Below are 14,737 nucleotides of genomic sequence, written 5' to 3'. Positions count from 1 at the left end.
CTCCTTGTGGTTTAAACTCATTATAACAGTAGCCTAACTAACTTTACTTCCAATCATTTACCATCAGTCGAAGTAAAATTCATCACGTTATAAACATAGCCGTCATGGTAAACAGAAGCAATTGCGACACGATTCATACTAGGATCAAGAATATTATCGCGATGCCCCCAGTTCGAATCCGCATCATGGTAAAAATACCCATTGAAAGTATCGTCAGCGACTTTTGTACCCTCACCATCATACGGATAATAAGCAATGTTTTCACTAATATGTGGTGAAAGACCCTTCTTCTTTGCTAATCCCTCAGCAATGAACTTCCTGTGAGAATCATAATGACTGAAGCGCGAAACAATCTGATGTGCTCTAATCGTCGTCACTTTATTAAATAGATTTTGATCAACTTTAACTGGCTTAGACCCAGCTTTCACTCTTTGTTGATTGATCAATTCTAGAAAACGGGCATCCACTTTGCCTTCATTAAATTTAACAGACTGACCTTGCTTGGTTACTGGTTGAGTTACTGGCTTTTTTATTGATTGAGAACCTTTTTTTAAATAGCCATGCCAAATCCAGCCCCCTTTTTTACCTACTTTGAATTGATAGTAAAGAGCCGTTTTGCCATTCTTAGTTACCCGAGCTGTGTTATACCCGGTCACTTTATTGCCAAATGATTTCATATTGCCCTTTTTATGGGTTAAAAATGCCGATGAATAAACAGTGGCATTTTTCTTTAATACAGTAAAAGTTACTGCCGTCATCTTTTGATAATGAATTTTAGTTTTGGCAGTCGCCTGCGTTGCTGGTACCAGACCGGCAGTTAACGCAAAGGTAAGGGCTGCAAATAACGCAGGCCCCGTTTTTCTCCCGAAATTTTTAGCCATCCCTTTTTCCTCCCAGAAATATTAATTTATTGTGTATCATCACATTATGGAGAATCAAATTCACATTAATCATACTTCAAGTCGAGGCAATTTTCATTATGTGTCGATGGACTTCTGCTTATCTACATTGATCAGCATAGCCGAAACCATAAAAAGGCACTGTGATTGCCACATACCTCCAAATTTGGAAGTACAGCAATCACAGTGCTCTTTATTAAACCATAGATTCAATTATTTATCGGCTGGAACTGCCATCACTTCATCCAGTGCGGCAGCTAACTGCTTCACACCATCGACGATACCGTCTTCAGGGGTGTTGGAGTAGTTCATTCTAAACGTCCCAGGAACTGGATCACTCCCGTAGAATGGATCACCAGGAACCACAGCAACGTTACGCTTCAAAGCTGCATCAAACAACTCTTTGGAGTCCTTAACGCCAGGTACCATGACCCACAGGAACATCCCGCCTTGCGGATTGCTATGCTGAACACCCTTAGGGAAGTACTTATCAATGGCTTTCATCATGAGCTGCTCACGCTTGTGATAAAGCGCGGTGATCTTCTTGATGTGGTCATTGATGTCATTATCAGTGAAATATTGGGCACAGACATACTGTGAAAAACTATCAGTGTGTAAGTCAGCTGATTGCTTCATCATCGTGTAACGTTTGAGCAGTTCAGGCTCAGCCACTACCCAGCCAAGCCGTAAGCCTGGTGAGAAAATCTTCGACATGGTGCCCATGTAGATGACGTGGCCAGTCTTATCTAATGATTTCAATGAAGGTAAGTTCTCGCCTTCCCAGCGGATCGCACCGTAAGGGTTATCTTCCAGAACCATGACGTCGTATTTGTCAGCTAATTCAACTAACTTTTTGCGCCGTTCTAGGGTCATCGTCCGACCAGTTGGGTTTTGGAACGTTGGTACCGTATAGATCAAACGCGCTCTAGGATTGTTTTTTAACGCCTCTTCAAGCGAATCCATCTTCATCCCGTCTTCATCCATATCAACACCGACAAACCGTGCACCATATGAACGGAAAACATCAACGGCAGTTAAGTAAGTTGGTTTTTCAACGATGACAACATCGCCTTCATCAAGGAACATCTTACCCGTTAAATCGATTGATTGCTGTGAACCGGTCGCGACCATCACATGATCAGCGGTGGTGTGGATACCTTCAACTTCCAACCGCTTCAAGATGACGTTCCGCAGTTCTGGCACCCCTTGAGCAGAGCCATATTGCAACGCAGCTGGGCCCTTTTCATCTAACACTTTATCAGCAGCAGCCTTAACCCCTTGAACGGGAAATAGTTCAGGAGCTGGTAACCCACCAGCAAACGAAGTGACTTTAGGATCAGCAGCAGCCTTTAAAATGTCACCAACAGCGTCGTTCTTTGGATCAGGAACACGATCAGAAAATTTATATGTCATTAAAAACACTCCTCTATATGTAATTAATCAATGTCACCAAAAACATATGTCCTGCACGCGAAACATCTTTAGCATGCTTGTTACTGCACATACAGTAATTGACCATTATTATATCACACATTATTATAGTTGTATTAAAAAGATTATTTTTTTGCCATTAAACAGTCATTAATCATCGACTGAATAGTAGATGGACACATCAATATCTTGCTTATAGTTGCCGAATCCTTTACCGAATAATGTTAACCCATGCCTCTCACCATTTGTTTGCTGCACCCCTAAAGCTAAGCTAATGGTAGGTGAGTTCTTTAAGTTGAGCTGGTTTAATTGAATATCAGATATCCGCTGACCATTTACGCCAGTACTTTCATCATTGATTCGCAGATGCTTTAATTGTCCATACTGACTGAAATCACTGCCCCACCACTTAGGTGTTAGTCGCCCTCTAACATCCGAAAAGTTACCGGACACAACCACGTCACCTACCAGCTGATCATTGATCCAGCACCCAATTTTAGATGGCCAATTATTGTTCGATCGCGGAAATTCAGAAGCAATTTCACACGAAATCTCAATTAATTTGACCGTTGCATTTTGGGGAATCTCATTGGGTATCTGATACATCACTTTGCCGTTAGTAAACCATAACAGTTCTGCCTTAAATCGATCCGGCGATAAGAACGCGTTGGGATCATCCAGCTTACCGATCACGTTTTCATTGCTGGCTAGACCACAGCTTGATTCAACATCCGTTACCTGAAAATAACTACCAATGGGAATGGTATAGGTAAATTTTCGATACTTTGGAAATAACAGTGATGGTAACTGAACGTTAATTTGCTGAACCGAAAGTTCCAAATCATTTTTGCGGTTATCCTTGGTCGCTTTCTTAGTTAATAGCCCCGCGTTAATGAGGATATTCAAATTTTTAGAAATGGCCGATTCACTTAACGACATCTCTTTCGAAAGCTGAGCCGCTGTGTGCGTTCCACTGGCTACCCGACGAATAATCTCTAGCCTGATTTCCGACGCTAAAGCTTGAAAAACCGGCAACGATACATTAGTCACATCCAGTTCCATAATCAACACCCTTTCTATTTTAGTTAAGTAAATTTGATAACTATGACTTAAATTACTGAGTATTTGAATCTTTTAGAATATCGTTAATCATTGTCATGATAGCATTGAAATTGTTTTCATTAAATGCTATTTTTAATTCAGGCCGAAAAAATAATAAATAGTTAACTATTAAGTAAAGGACATGGAGATAAATTATGGAAGCTAACAATGATTTACAAAAACATAGCGTTACCAGTAAAAACTCAAAATTTCCATCACGTTTAGGACTGGCGCTATTAATTGGTCCTGCTGGTTGGCTGGGCTCATACGTTGGTTTGGCAGCAACTCTTTTGCCAAGTCAAATTGGTGTAATCAACCCCGCACATAAGGTTGCTTTAGTCGCCCTCTTTTCAACCGTTGCGATGACTGTTTCAACGATTGCTAACATCGTCTTTGGTGCCTTATCTGATATGACCCGTAGCAAACATGGTCGGCGAACCCCTTGGATCATTGGTAATTCACTGGTTTCAGCTATTTTTCTAGTTTTACTGGCATTTTCAAAGAGCATCATGCCGATGTTATTCATGTGGGCGTTATTCGAAATTGCTTCAAATGGTGTGGTAGCCCCAATGGTTGCCCAAATTTCTGACCGGGTTCCCAAGAAGTGGCAAGGATCGATTTCATCGTTCTATGCCGTTGGGATGGCCGTCGGGAACTATGGCTCAGGTGTAATTGCTGCACAGTTCTTAAACAGCGTGCAAAAAGGAATCGTCTTCTTCGCTGGTTGGGCACTGATCTTAGGTTTAATTTCCGCTTGGTTAGCCCACGAACCATCTAATGTAGAAGCCGAACGGACTAAGGTGTCCGCTAAAGAGCTCCTCGCCAACTTTAAAGTTCCTACCCATAATGCTAAAGATTACTATATGGCACTGGTCGGTAAATTATTGATGGTCACTGGTCAATACATCATTGTTGGTTATCAACTTTATATTTTAAAAGATTACATGAAATTAAACGCTTCTGCTTCAGCTCGAACATTGACCATCATGTCAACTTGCCTTATGATTACTGGTATTTTCTGTCCCGCTATCATCGGTCCGATCACCGATAAACTTCACCGGGTTAAATTACCAGTTGCGATTACCACTGGTCTGCTCGGAGTTGGTGCCTTTTTACCATTCCTTGATCCCAAGCCTTGGACAATGATTGCTTACGGTGTCATTGCCGGTATCGGGATGGGCTGTTATAGTTCTGTTGACCAAGTATTGAATATCCAAGTTTTACCTAGCAAGCAAAACGCCGCTAAGGACCTTGGTATTATCAACTTGGCTAACACTGCTGGTATGGTCCTTGGACCAATCGTCGCCGCTTTGATCATTTCAGTCGCAGGTTATCACGCTATCTTCCCGGTTGAAACTTTGATCTGCTTCATCGGCGGTGGCATTATTATGTTGATCAAGAGTGTTAAATAGTTAATAAGTGAAGGTGACACATTATGCTAAGAACAGAATATCCAAGACCACAATTTGAACGAACAGAGTGGCAAAATTTAAATGGCCAGTGGGCGTTTGACTACGATGATACAAACGCTGGCTTAACCGAAAAGTGGTGGCTGAACCATCACTTTTCAAAAATGATCGAAGTCCCCTTTGCTTACCAAAGTAAGTTAAGCGGCATCCATGATCTAGCACCCCATGAAGTTGTCTGGTACCAGCGTCAATTTACCTATGATAATCAAAATGGGCAAGACCTGCTGCTGCACTTTGGCGCAGTTGATTATACGGCTACTGTTTGGGTGGATGGTCAGCTCGTGGGCACGCATACGGGTGGTGAAACCAGCTTTACCTTTAACATCGCTCCTTATTTAACGACCACGAAAGAGCATTCACTAGTTGTCCGCGCCAAGGATCCCGTCAAAGATGAAGAACAACCCCGTGGTAAGCAGAACTGGGTCGGTCACAGTTTTTCCATCTTCTATACCGGCACAACTGGGATCTGGCAGACCGTTTGGCTGGAACCCGTCAGTCAGCAACGGATTAACACCCTTAAGTTTTATCCGGATATCGATAAAGGTACTGTCAACATTACTGGTAAAATCACCGGTTTTAAACCCGGTGATGAAGTTCAGGCGACCATTTCATACAAAGATACGCAGCTGATAGTTGCCAGTCTCAAACCAGAGGCCGCTAACTTTGATATGACAGTGAATCTCTTTGACCATCATATCTTTAGAACCACGTTTCATAATGATGGCTGGACTTGGACACCAGCAAATCCAACCCTGTTTGACTGTCAGGTAACACTGTCAAATAATAAACAAAATCAGGATACGGTCAAATCATACTTTGGTATGCGTAAGATTCATGCCGAAAACGGTTCGATCTTCCTTAATAACCGTCCACTTTATCAAAAGCTGGTTCTTGATCAGGGTTACTGGCCTGAAGGATTATTAACCGCGCCAGACGATGCTGCCTTTAAAAAAGACATCGAAATGACCAAACAGATGGGTTTTAACGGCTGTCGTAAACACCAAAAGGTTGAGGATCCCCGGTTCCTGTACTGGGCTGATAAATTAGGCTACCTTGTTTGGGGTGAATGTGCCGCTGCGCCAGCCTTTACCAGTACCTCCATTGGTCGGACGACCAGCGAATGGGAAGAAATCATTGACCGCGACTTCAACCACCCTTCAATTATTAACTGGGTCCCAATCAATGAAAGCTGGGGTGTTCCGCAAGTTCACAGTGACCGAATGCAGCAGCACTACACCCAGACACTCTACCACCTGATCCACGCACTAGATGACACCCGGCTAGTTGAATCTAACGATGGCTGGGAACAGACCGAGACCGATGTTTGCGGAATCCATAACTACGCCCAAGGCAATCAGGATGAACCGCAGAAATACGATTACTTTGTTGATACCCTGTCTAACTGGCGTAAGTTAATTTCTCAACCACCTGGTGTTTGGAGCATCTTCGCTAAGGGTTATCATTACACCGGTCAGCCAATCGTTTTAAGTGAATGTGGCGGAATCGGTTATAAAAAGGATGCCGATAAAGACGGCTGGGGATACACCTCAGCCTCCTCTGATGATGACTATCTGCATGAATACCAGCAGGTCATTAACGGTATCGCTAAATCGCAAAGCATTGTTGGCTTCTGCTACACCCAGCTTTGTGACGTTGAGCAAGAAATCAATGGTCTGTTGACTTATGATCGTCAATTTAAGGTCGATCCAGACAAGATCAAACAGATCAACGACTATTTTGTTCCAGCCAGAGTTCTCCCCTTTGAAAACCAAGAAAAATAATTTGTAACAGCGTAAAAAAGACACCAGTCTGCTAATCAGATTGATGTCTTTTATTAGTTATATTTTTTAATCCAATCGCCCATTACGATGCCGAACCAGATAGAACAGTGTGGCAATCACTAAGACGCCCGCACCTACAATAACGGAGATTCGCGTATCGGGGTTAACGAACATGAACCCAACGATGACCACTAGCACGGCCATTGCGAAGTAGTTTGAGAATGGGTAAAGCGGTAGTTTGAACGGATGGTCTTTCATGACCAACGCATTATTCTTTCGGAACCGCAGCTCAGCCAGCAGGATCACGAACCACGGAATCATCCCTGGCAGCACTGATGAACTGAAGACCACCACGAACAGGTTCGAGGTAGACTTGTTATAAGCTGAAAAGATAATGTCTAACAGGAAACCTAAGAAAATACCACTGGAAATCCCTAAAATAGCAGCATCAGGAACCACTCGTTTAGACAAACGCCCAAAAATCTTCGGGGCATCATTTTCGTGTGCCAGCTTAAACAGCATCCGACTTGAAGAGTAGATACCAGAATTGGCACTAGATAAGGCTGCAGTCAGCACCACGAAGTTAATTACGGAAGCCGCCGCGCTAATTCCAACCTTAGCGAAGGTCGATACGAATGGTGACCCAATCGCGCTTAACCGGTTCCAAGGATAGATCGTGACGATGACGAAGATCGCACCCACGTAGAAGATCAAGATCCGTAACAGAACTGACTTAACCGATTTAACAATGGCTTCTTGCGGGTTGGCAACTTCACCAGCCGTGATCCCCAGCAATTCGATACCTTCATATGAACCAACGATGATCGACATTGAGAAGAAGAATCCTTTAACGCCACCGGTGAAGAAACCGCCGTGCGACCAGAGATTACTGAACCCAACCGGATGGCCGCCGTTACCGAGACCAAAGAAGATCACCAGCAAGCCCAAAATAATCATCATAATGATCGTGATCACTTTGATCATGGCAAACCAGAATTCCAGTGAGCCGTACGCCTTGGCACTAGCCAAGTTGGCCGCTACCAGAAAGACGATGATGATAACCCCCACCGTAAAGGTATTAATGTGCGGCCACCAGTATTGCAGATACTGGGTCGCCGCCACCACTTCTGACATACCCACCACGATGTATTCAAAGACGTTCGCCCATTTGGCCAGATAACCTGCCAAGGGATGCACGTACTCAGTGGCATAATCCGCAAAGGAACCGGTCCCAGGGTTAATGTAGATCATTTCCCCCAACGCCCGCATGACGATGTACAAAATTAAACCGACAAACATATAGGCCAGCAATACGGAAGGTCCGGTCCACTTGATGGTAGACGTGGAACCCATAAACAGCCCAACACCGATCGCGCCACCTAGAGAAATCATCTCCATTTGACCCGCCGTCATCGAACGCCGTAACGCCGGTGACTCTTTTACTTTTCGTTTCATCAACTAACAGCCTCTCCAACTTAACAAAATGATTAGTTTACTTAAAATTGGGCGTAATGCCGGTAACTACCGAATCATTACGCCCGAAGTTAAATATTACCAATATGTTCTTCGAGAATCAAACTCGAATAAAAATGAAAAATTGCTTATGAGTATCATTTACCCTTAATATATTATCACCAACTGATGATTAAAAACAGTTAATTTGATTATTTATTCACATGATAGCGCTGCCAACCCTGTAGCCATCAGCTATGCAACATAGCAGTACCATTTGTCTCACAATTGGGCTTTCATTTACCAGTCAGGGTTGTATAATACGTTAAAACAAAAGCTTATTATTACAACTAAAGGGAGTACAAAATCATGAAAAAAGCATTTATTACTGGCGCCAATCGCGGTATTGGACTGGAACTGACGAAACGGTTAGCCCACAAAGGACTCTTCGTGATCCTTGGCGTTAGAACCGAAGCCCACGCCACTCAAACGAAACAGACCTTAGTCACTGATGGCATCGACCCTAAACAAATCGATCACGTTTTGATTGATCTCAACGACGCCGACTCGATCAAAAAAGCTGCCGGCTACATTGCCGAGAACCATCCCGATCTAGACTTACTGGTCAATAACGCCGGCATCGCTGGTGATATGCAAAAAGCCACTCTGGCCACTACGCCAGCTGAATACCAAGCAACCTGGAACGTGAATGTACTGGGCACCTTACAAGTCATTCAGCAATTAGTCCCCGTCTTAAAAAAGCATCAAAGCCAAATCGTCAACCTATCTGGTCCTAACTTCGCCACACCATTCTACAACCCAGCCGCTTATCGAGTTTCCAAGATTGCGCTGAATGGCTTGATTCAATCAATTGCCATTGACTTCTATAATGAAAAGGATCCCGTTGAAATCTACGGTATCTTCCCTGGCGGTGTCACGACGGATATCAACAATAACCGGACTGGCAAGTTTATGAAAACCGTTCAAGAAGCTGGTGAACAGATGATGGCGATCATGTTCGATGGCAAGGACCACAACGGCGATATTATCGGTGCTGACCAAAAAATCATTGCTGCGGTAAAATTCACCATGTAGCCAAAATAGTAAAAAAGCGCCGCGATGATTACATCGCGGTGTTTTTTTATTCATTTTTAACGCTTATTGTTGATTTAAGAATAATTTCCGATTGTCCCGCACAAATTCGGTAAAGGTCGTAGCCGGCCGGTGCAAGACCGTTTCAATCGTGTGATTCACCGTCTTGGCATTCCCCAGTTGTGTAATGACGTATAACATCACCATGACATTGACGAACTCTTTTTTGATGCCGCGCTGAATCATCGTGTGGCGGAATTTGAGTAGACTCGGCTTGCTGTAGGTGATCGGCACCCCTAACTCGGTGGTCATGATCTGAGCCGCCTGCTTGTAAGTAATTGCTTCTGGACCAGTAATTGCTAACGCTTGGCCAAGGTACTTCGGGTCACGCAAAACCGTCACTGCGACAGCCGCAATGTCTCGTGCATCGATAAAACTCGTCTTAGAATGCCCGGCTGGTACAAATAAGTCACGGTTTTGCTGAATGTCTTGCAAGTGAGTGCTCGTTAAATTCTGCATAAAAAAACTGGGCCGAATAAAGGTGTGCGGCAGATCCATGTCCGTGATCATCCGTTCAATTTTGCGGTGCGGGACCATGGGATTCTTCTCGACGCCAATCAAAGACACGAATACAATTTGATCGATACCGTGTTTCTTTACCGCCGTCAAAAATGGCAGCATATCCTTCTGGGGTTTTGCCAGTTCTGGTGGCCGGACAAAGAAAATTTTATTGACCCCCTTTAGTGCCACTTCAAAAGTAGCACTATTCAAGAAATCAAAGTGCCGAGTCTCAACCCCTAGTTGTTTCATGGCCTCTGATGCCGTGTGGTAAATACCCGCAACCACGTCAACATCGTCCTCCGCTGCCAGCTGTTTAACGATTGGCCAGCCAATGTTACCCGTACTGCCTAAAACTAAAATCTTATCCATTATGATGTCCCTCTTCCAATTTGATCAATAAGTGAACCAGCGTTTCTTGCTCGTCTTGCTCTAGCGGTGTGGCAAAGGCCGACATTTGGACGTCAGCAATTCGCTCACACTGGGTAAACATCTTTTCACCGCTGGCCGTTAAGTTTAAAACATGGGCGCGATGATCTTTATTAGAAGGCTGGCTTTCAACCAGTTGTTTACCTGCCAGTCGCTTAACCACGCCAGAGATCGTTGCCCGATCCATCCCAACAACCTCCGCAATCTCTGTGGCAGTTAAGGGAGCTTTAGCCAACCCCATCTGAGCGAGCACTGCCCACTGACCGCTAGTGATGCCCTCTTTTTCAAGCGCAGTGTTAAGCTGATAGCGCAATTTCTTAGCCACATCCATCATCAGATAGCCAAAGTTATTCATAGTGGGCTCCTTTTTAATTAGTTAGTATACTAACTATATCTAATTGAGCGATTAAAGTCAAAAACGTGTCCTGATAAACAAAAGTGAGTCCGAACAGCCAATAGTTGTCCGGACTCACTTTTAATTATTATTTGTTGTTACTCCAGTTCCTGTCGCAGCGTCTGAATTAATTTAGACTTCGCCTTGGCAGTCACCTGACGCTTGATTTGGGGTAGCTGCTTAGTCTCCACCTGCTTAGTTACCTGACGGGTCAAGTTCGCTGTCACTTGAGCGGTCACTCGCTGCTGCAGTGCTCGGTACTGCGTTTGATTCTGCATCACAGCAGGATCAGCGCTGACCTGAGCCTTCACCTGTGCAGTAACCGCTGCTGGCGCTTGCGCCTTCACTTGCTGGGTCACAAGTTGCGTTACCTGATGTTTCACTGCTTGCTCCCCAGTTTGAGTGGCTTGGGCTTGCAGTTTCTTAGCAACTGTTGGTAAGCGTTTCGCTTGCTTGCTCTCCAGCACTAACCAGTCTTGTGGCACTTCAAAAACGTAGCTGGTCGACTTGGTCCGCTTGGCCTTGCTTCCCAAGAAGAGACCGTGCCACCAATTATTTTTATATTGATACTGTTTGACCGTCTTCACTAACTTAGCGTGACCACCAGATTGATTCTTCCGAATGACCCGAATCTGAAAATGGTCGAGTTTGGTTTGCTGGCGCTTTGATTGCCCAGCAATTCGATAACTGTACACCCGTTCTGACATCTGTTTCGTGGTACCTAATTGTTTGTACACTAGAAATGGCAACTGACTGCGATAACTGCTGGCCAGTTTTGTAGTGGTCGTACTTTCAGTCACGTGCATACCCAGGTGATCATTATCATTTTTAGCAATCAGCCCAAGCGAACCAATCACCAATAACAGTGTCAGAAGAGTTGTGCCGATGTAGCGTTTATTCAGAAACATGGCCACGGCACTGATACAAAAGGCCGTGATTATGACAAAGAGGAAAATGTAGATCATGCTTGCTCTCCCTCCTTCTGCTGTTTGTTATTGGACAAAAACATAACTAAAACTAGCCCTAGAATACAGAACAATGCGCACACTAGAAAGGCTGTGTGATAGCCAGTCAGGACAGCATTATCTGCTAAATGTTTGTATTTCAACGGAGTCGTCTTCAAGATATGCTTCCCCGGTAAATTCTGCTTGGCTTCGTTGGTTAAAATACTCATCAAGACTGCGGTCCCAACCGCCCCGGCAATTTGCCGCAAGGTGTTGTTCACACTGGTGCCATCACCCATTTTGTTGATAGGCAGCTCGTTCATGCCTGACGTTGTAATCGGCATCAGTACCAGTCCAATCCCGATCATTCGAACAGCATACAGCGTCATGATCACAACCAATGACGACTGCGCATCCAATTGGGTCATCGCTAAACTACCGATAATCAGCAAACTAAAACCAGCAACGCCCATCCCTTTGGCGCCCAGTCGGTCAAACGTTCGACCGGAAATCAGTGAGGTGATGGCCACGGCAATGGCACCTGGGAACAGTAATAATCCGGCATGGAAAGCTGATTCGCCCCGGACCTGTTGAATGTATAACGTAAATAGGGTTTGAACCCCTATCATGGCGGCGTAATTGATTGCCACAATGATAATTGAAAGGGTGAATTTTTTGGATTTTAACACGCTTAGATCTAGAACTGGCTTATCAAGCTTAAGCTGCCGGTAACCAAATAGCAGGATCACTAATAGACTGATCACCAGATAGACAAAGAACTTGCCACTGGTCCAGCCCCAAGTCCCCACTTCAGTGAAGGCGTACAGTAATAGGCCAAAACCCAGCGTGGATTCAATGACCGATATGACGTCAAGACTGGCAGCCGTGTTGGGCAGCACATTACGCATAGTGAACAGCGCTAAAACAAAGACGAGCACCCCAAGCACTAAGATTGCCCAAAACAGCATCCGCCATGAATAATGCAGCAGCAGCCAACCAGAAAGTGTCGGCCCCACTGCGGGCGCTAACGCCACCACTAGGCCATTGAGCCCCATGGCCATTCCCCGTTCTTCAACCGGGAAAATCACCAGTAACGTGGTCTGCATCAACGGTGCCATGACCCCGACACCAACCGCGGCAATCAGCCGCCCAGTCAGTAGCGTGGCAAAGTTAGTGGAAATGGCACTCATAGCCAGCCCCACGTTGAAAAATACCAAGGCCGACAGATATAACGTCTTAGTTGGCACTTTATTGATCAAAAATGCGCTGATGGGCACCATTACACCCAATACTAGCATTGATCCGTTCGTCAGCCATTCAACGGTATCGGCTGAAATATTAAACGCACTCATTAAGTTTGGAAAAGCATTTAGTAACATGGTAACGGTCATGGTGGTGGTAAAGCTGCCTAGCGACATGACCAGCACCAGGATCATTCGGCTATACGGTTTGCCTTTAACGTCCAACACTTTTGCTTGATTATTCATTCAAGGTCTCCTTAAACTACACTATGAAGTATTTATTTGGCAAGGTGTAGTTTAACACGTTATCTTGTAATTGTGAAATGTTTTTTTTTAATTTATACTGTATTTGAGGTGAATATCATGCAACATCGCGGAATTAGTACCGAATCAATCACAGCAAGCGCCATTGCCATCACTAAGCAAGATGGACTGGCCAGTTTAACCATGCCCAAAATCGCTAAAGCTTTGGGTATCAAATCCCAATCGCTCTATAACCACGTCAGTAATTTGAATGAAGTTAAGACCAATATGAGTATTGCGCTTTTTAGTGCTTTAAAAACGCGCTTATTAGAAGATCTTGTTGGCTTAACGGGTAAGGCGGCAATTAAAGCCTACTTTACGATTTTCTACGCCTTTTGCCTCGAATATAAACAATTCTATGAAATCTTCTTTTTACCCGGCAAAGAAAATTCTGACAAATTAGATCAATCTTTTCACGCTGTTATTCAGATCCTTCATCAACTGTTAGCTGGTATGATTGCCGATTCCGAACAAATTCAGCTCTACAAGCGAACACTTCTGTCGGCGTTTGTTGGCTTTGTCTTGAATGACCGCAATCACTTCTTTCAAGATGGCAAAACACAGGGTAAAGAAGCCCTAGATGATATTTTGAATTTAGTGATTCAAGGTATTAAGTGAGTTCTCGCATCGTTAATATACAATCCCGTTTGTGGTGATGATTGACTCGATTTAACTGTCCTTGATAATATGAAAGTAGATTAGTTAAGGAGTGAAAACCATTATGAATTGGCGTAAACACATCAGTAGCTATCTTTTTGATTTGCTACTCATATTGCTTCTGCTTATCGTTTTAATCCTAATTAAGGGTGCCGTTGACCTGTTTACAACTGGTCAGCTCTACCTCTTTCACTACTGGCTGTTGTTTCTTAGAAGTATGGCCGGTTCCGCTGTGTTCTTTGCGCTAATAGAGGCAATCAGTATGCTTGGGAACATCATAAACAGGTGAAGTAATAAACCTGGGTTCAGGTGTATAAACAAACAATAGGCTAAATATCGTGGCTTTCACCATGGACACTAGCCCGTTTACGTTCGCTTTTAGCTTGATACTTATATAATATGAAACAAAAAAACGGCCATTAGAGCATATCCTAATGGCTACTTTGTGCGATTATTGAAAGGGGAAAGATTTCCTCTCTCACGTCAATTCGTATGTACTCTTTATTATTTTTAGATTCTACAATGATTCCTTATAACGTAGCCAATTTTTTATTCCTCCTGTATAATTAATTTTTGTAGAGAAATTAAGGCGGTGGCTATTTCCGATTGGAGATGGTGCTTATGGTGTTAAACCTTTAAAGCCCATAAATCCTAGCGAAAGGAGTAGCCTAAGTGTCCGTATCGGACGCTTTACAATTAATGTTGGCTTTCGGTACTTTTATCGTGGCCCTCATTGCATTAATTGTTGAGTTGATTAAAAATCAACAAAAAAAATAACCGCCTTAGCTTGGCAGAGCTAGCGGTTATTTAATCGTATTAAGTTATGCCACCGTCTTTAACGGCTCTACACGGGAAGTCCTGTTCGCTCAGGGCTTCCTTTTTCTTAACCACATTATAGCATGGCTATAGCTCATTTTCGACTATTTTAAATCACGTTGTCTACTGATGGCGGACCACATGGGGTGTTCCTACTTATTGAATACGTC

The 14,737-nt window shown here is 43.8% G+C and carries 13 protein-coding genes; 5 read left to right on the top strand and 8 right to left on the bottom strand.

All coding sequences use genetic code 11. The annotated features are described in order from the left end of the window. Positions 1–53: 53 nt before the first annotated feature. The 3 genes from FFM73_RS04640 to FFM73_RS04630 form a co-directional block, all read right to left on the bottom strand. Positions 54–881, bottom strand: a complete 828-nt coding sequence (locus FFM73_RS04640; protein WP_137630620.1) for a CAP domain-containing protein — start codon at positions 879–881, stop codon at positions 54–56. A gap of 231 nt (positions 882–1,112) precedes the next feature. Then, positions 1,113–2,312, bottom strand: a complete 1,200-nt coding sequence (locus FFM73_RS04635; protein WP_137630619.1) for an aminotransferase-like domain-containing protein — start codon at positions 2,310–2,312, stop codon at positions 1,113–1,115. Positions 2,313–2,480: 168 nt separating this feature from the next. Then, positions 2,481–3,392: an ArsR/SmtB family transcription factor gene (locus tag FFM73_RS04630; RefSeq protein WP_137630618.1), complete on the bottom strand. Its 912-nt coding sequence runs from the start codon at positions 3,390–3,392 to the stop codon at positions 2,481–2,483. A gap of 194 nt (positions 3,393–3,586) precedes the next feature. Here FFM73_RS04630 and FFM73_RS04625 point away from each other — a divergent pair, with 194 nt between their 5' ends. Beyond that, on the top strand, positions 3,587–4,843 hold the full coding sequence (locus tag FFM73_RS04625) for an MFS transporter (RefSeq protein ID WP_137630617.1): 1,257 nt from the start codon (positions 3,587–3,589) through the stop codon (positions 4,841–4,843). A 23-nt stretch (positions 4,844–4,866) separates the two neighbouring features. Further along, on the top strand, positions 4,867–6,681 hold the full coding sequence (locus FFM73_RS04620; RefSeq protein ID WP_137630616.1) for a glycoside hydrolase family 2 protein: 1,815 nt from the start codon (positions 4,867–4,869) through the stop codon (positions 6,679–6,681). A 66-nt stretch (positions 6,682–6,747) separates the two neighbouring features. Here the strand turns inward: FFM73_RS04620 and FFM73_RS04615 are convergent, their stop codons facing one another. Beyond that, positions 6,748–8,136: an amino acid permease gene (locus FFM73_RS04615; RefSeq protein WP_137630615.1), complete on the bottom strand. Its 1,389-nt coding sequence runs from the start codon at positions 8,134–8,136 to the stop codon at positions 6,748–6,750. A gap of 366 nt (positions 8,137–8,502) precedes the next feature. Here FFM73_RS04615 and FFM73_RS04610 point away from each other — a divergent pair, with 366 nt between their 5' ends. Beyond that, a complete protein-coding gene (locus tag FFM73_RS04610; RefSeq protein WP_235874455.1) occupies positions 8,503–9,228 on the top strand; it encodes an SDR family NAD(P)-dependent oxidoreductase in 726 nt (241 codons plus the stop codon). A 63-nt stretch (positions 9,229–9,291) separates the two neighbouring features. On the opposite strand, the gene FFM73_RS04605 is transcribed toward FFM73_RS04610, so the two are convergent. The 4 genes from FFM73_RS04605 to FFM73_RS04590 form a co-directional block, all read right to left on the bottom strand. Then, on the bottom strand, positions 9,292–10,155 hold the full coding sequence (locus FFM73_RS04605; protein ID WP_137630613.1) for an SDR family oxidoreductase: 864 nt from the start codon (positions 10,153–10,155) through the stop codon (positions 9,292–9,294). Further along, positions 10,148–10,567, bottom strand: coding sequence for a MarR family winged helix-turn-helix transcriptional regulator (locus FFM73_RS04600; protein ID WP_137630612.1), 420 nt, complete (start codon positions 10,565–10,567; stop codon positions 10,148–10,150). Before FFM73_RS04600 ends, FFM73_RS04605 begins: the two co-directional genes overlap by 8 nt. Before the next feature lie 137 nt (positions 10,568–10,704). Then, on the bottom strand, positions 10,705–11,571 hold the full coding sequence (locus tag FFM73_RS04595; protein WP_137630611.1) for a DUF4811 domain-containing protein: 867 nt from the start codon (positions 11,569–11,571) through the stop codon (positions 10,705–10,707). Beyond that, positions 11,568–13,037: an MDR family MFS transporter gene (locus FFM73_RS04590; protein WP_137630610.1), complete on the bottom strand. Its 1,470-nt coding sequence runs from the start codon at positions 13,035–13,037 to the stop codon at positions 11,568–11,570. The genes FFM73_RS04595 and FFM73_RS04590 overlap by 4 nt, the downstream gene beginning before the upstream one ends. A gap of 117 nt (positions 13,038–13,154) precedes the next feature. On the opposite strand from FFM73_RS04590, the gene FFM73_RS04585 reads away from it, so the two are divergent. Next, positions 13,155–13,712 (top strand): TetR/AcrR family transcriptional regulator, encoded by a 558-nt coding sequence (locus FFM73_RS04585; RefSeq protein WP_137630609.1) that lies wholly within the window; start codon positions 13,155–13,157, stop codon positions 13,710–13,712. A gap of 738 nt (positions 13,713–14,450) precedes the next feature. Further along, entirely contained in the window at positions 14,451–14,528 is a 78-nt protein-coding gene (locus FFM73_RS13120) for a putative holin-like toxin (protein ID WP_262345789.1), read from the top strand. Positions 14,529–14,737: the final 209 nt, after the last annotated feature.

Origin of the sequence: Secundilactobacillus hailunensis (assembly GCF_005405185.1) — a bacterium.
In the GTDB taxonomy this organism is placed as follows: domain Bacteria; phylum Bacillota; class Bacilli; order Lactobacillales; family Lactobacillaceae; genus Secundilactobacillus; species Secundilactobacillus hailunensis.
Note: the sequence above shows the minus strand (reverse complement) of the source record. Positions and strands in the feature narration are given on the sequence as shown.

Excerpts from the sequence above, each read along its gene's own strand:
- FFM73_RS04640 (WP_137630620.1), bottom strand. The coding sequence starts at position 881 with ATGGCTAAAAATTTCGGGAGAAAAACGGGGCCTGCGTTATTTGCAGCC.
- FFM73_RS04635 (WP_137630619.1), bottom strand. The coding sequence starts at position 2,312 with ATGACATATAAATTTTCTGATCGTGTTCCTGATCCAAAGAACGACGCT.
- FFM73_RS04630 (WP_137630618.1), bottom strand. The coding sequence starts at position 3,392 with ATGGAACTGGATGTGACTAATGTATCGTTGCCGGTTTTTCAAGCTTTA.
- FFM73_RS04625 (WP_137630617.1), top strand. The coding sequence starts at position 3,587 with ATGGAAGCTAACAATGATTTACAAAAACATAGCGTTACCAGTAAAAAC.
- FFM73_RS04620 (WP_137630616.1), top strand. The coding sequence starts at position 4,867 with ATGCTAAGAACAGAATATCCAAGACCACAATTTGAACGAACAGAGTGG.
- FFM73_RS04615 (WP_137630615.1), bottom strand. The coding sequence starts at position 8,136 with ATGAAACGAAAAGTAAAAGAGTCACCGGCGTTACGGCGTTCGATGACG.
- FFM73_RS04610 (WP_235874455.1), top strand. The coding sequence starts at position 8,503 with ATGAAAAAAGCATTTATTACTGGCGCCAATCGCGGTATTGGACTGGAA.
- FFM73_RS04605 (WP_137630613.1), bottom strand. The coding sequence starts at position 10,155 with ATGGATAAGATTTTAGTTTTAGGCAGTACGGGTAACATTGGCTGGCCA.
- FFM73_RS04600 (WP_137630612.1), bottom strand. The coding sequence starts at position 10,567 with ATGAATAACTTTGGCTATCTGATGATGGATGTGGCTAAGAAATTGCGC.
- FFM73_RS04595 (WP_137630611.1), bottom strand. The coding sequence starts at position 11,571 with ATGATCTACATTTTCCTCTTTGTCATAATCACGGCCTTTTGTATCAGT.
- FFM73_RS04590 (WP_137630610.1), bottom strand. The coding sequence starts at position 13,037 with ATGAATAATCAAGCAAAAGTGTTGGACGTTAAAGGCAAACCGTATAGC.
- FFM73_RS04585 (WP_137630609.1), top strand. The coding sequence starts at position 13,155 with ATGCAACATCGCGGAATTAGTACCGAATCAATCACAGCAAGCGCCATT.
- FFM73_RS13120 (WP_262345789.1), top strand. The coding sequence starts at position 14,451 with ATGTTGGCTTTCGGTACTTTTATCGTGGCCCTCATTGCATTAATTGTT.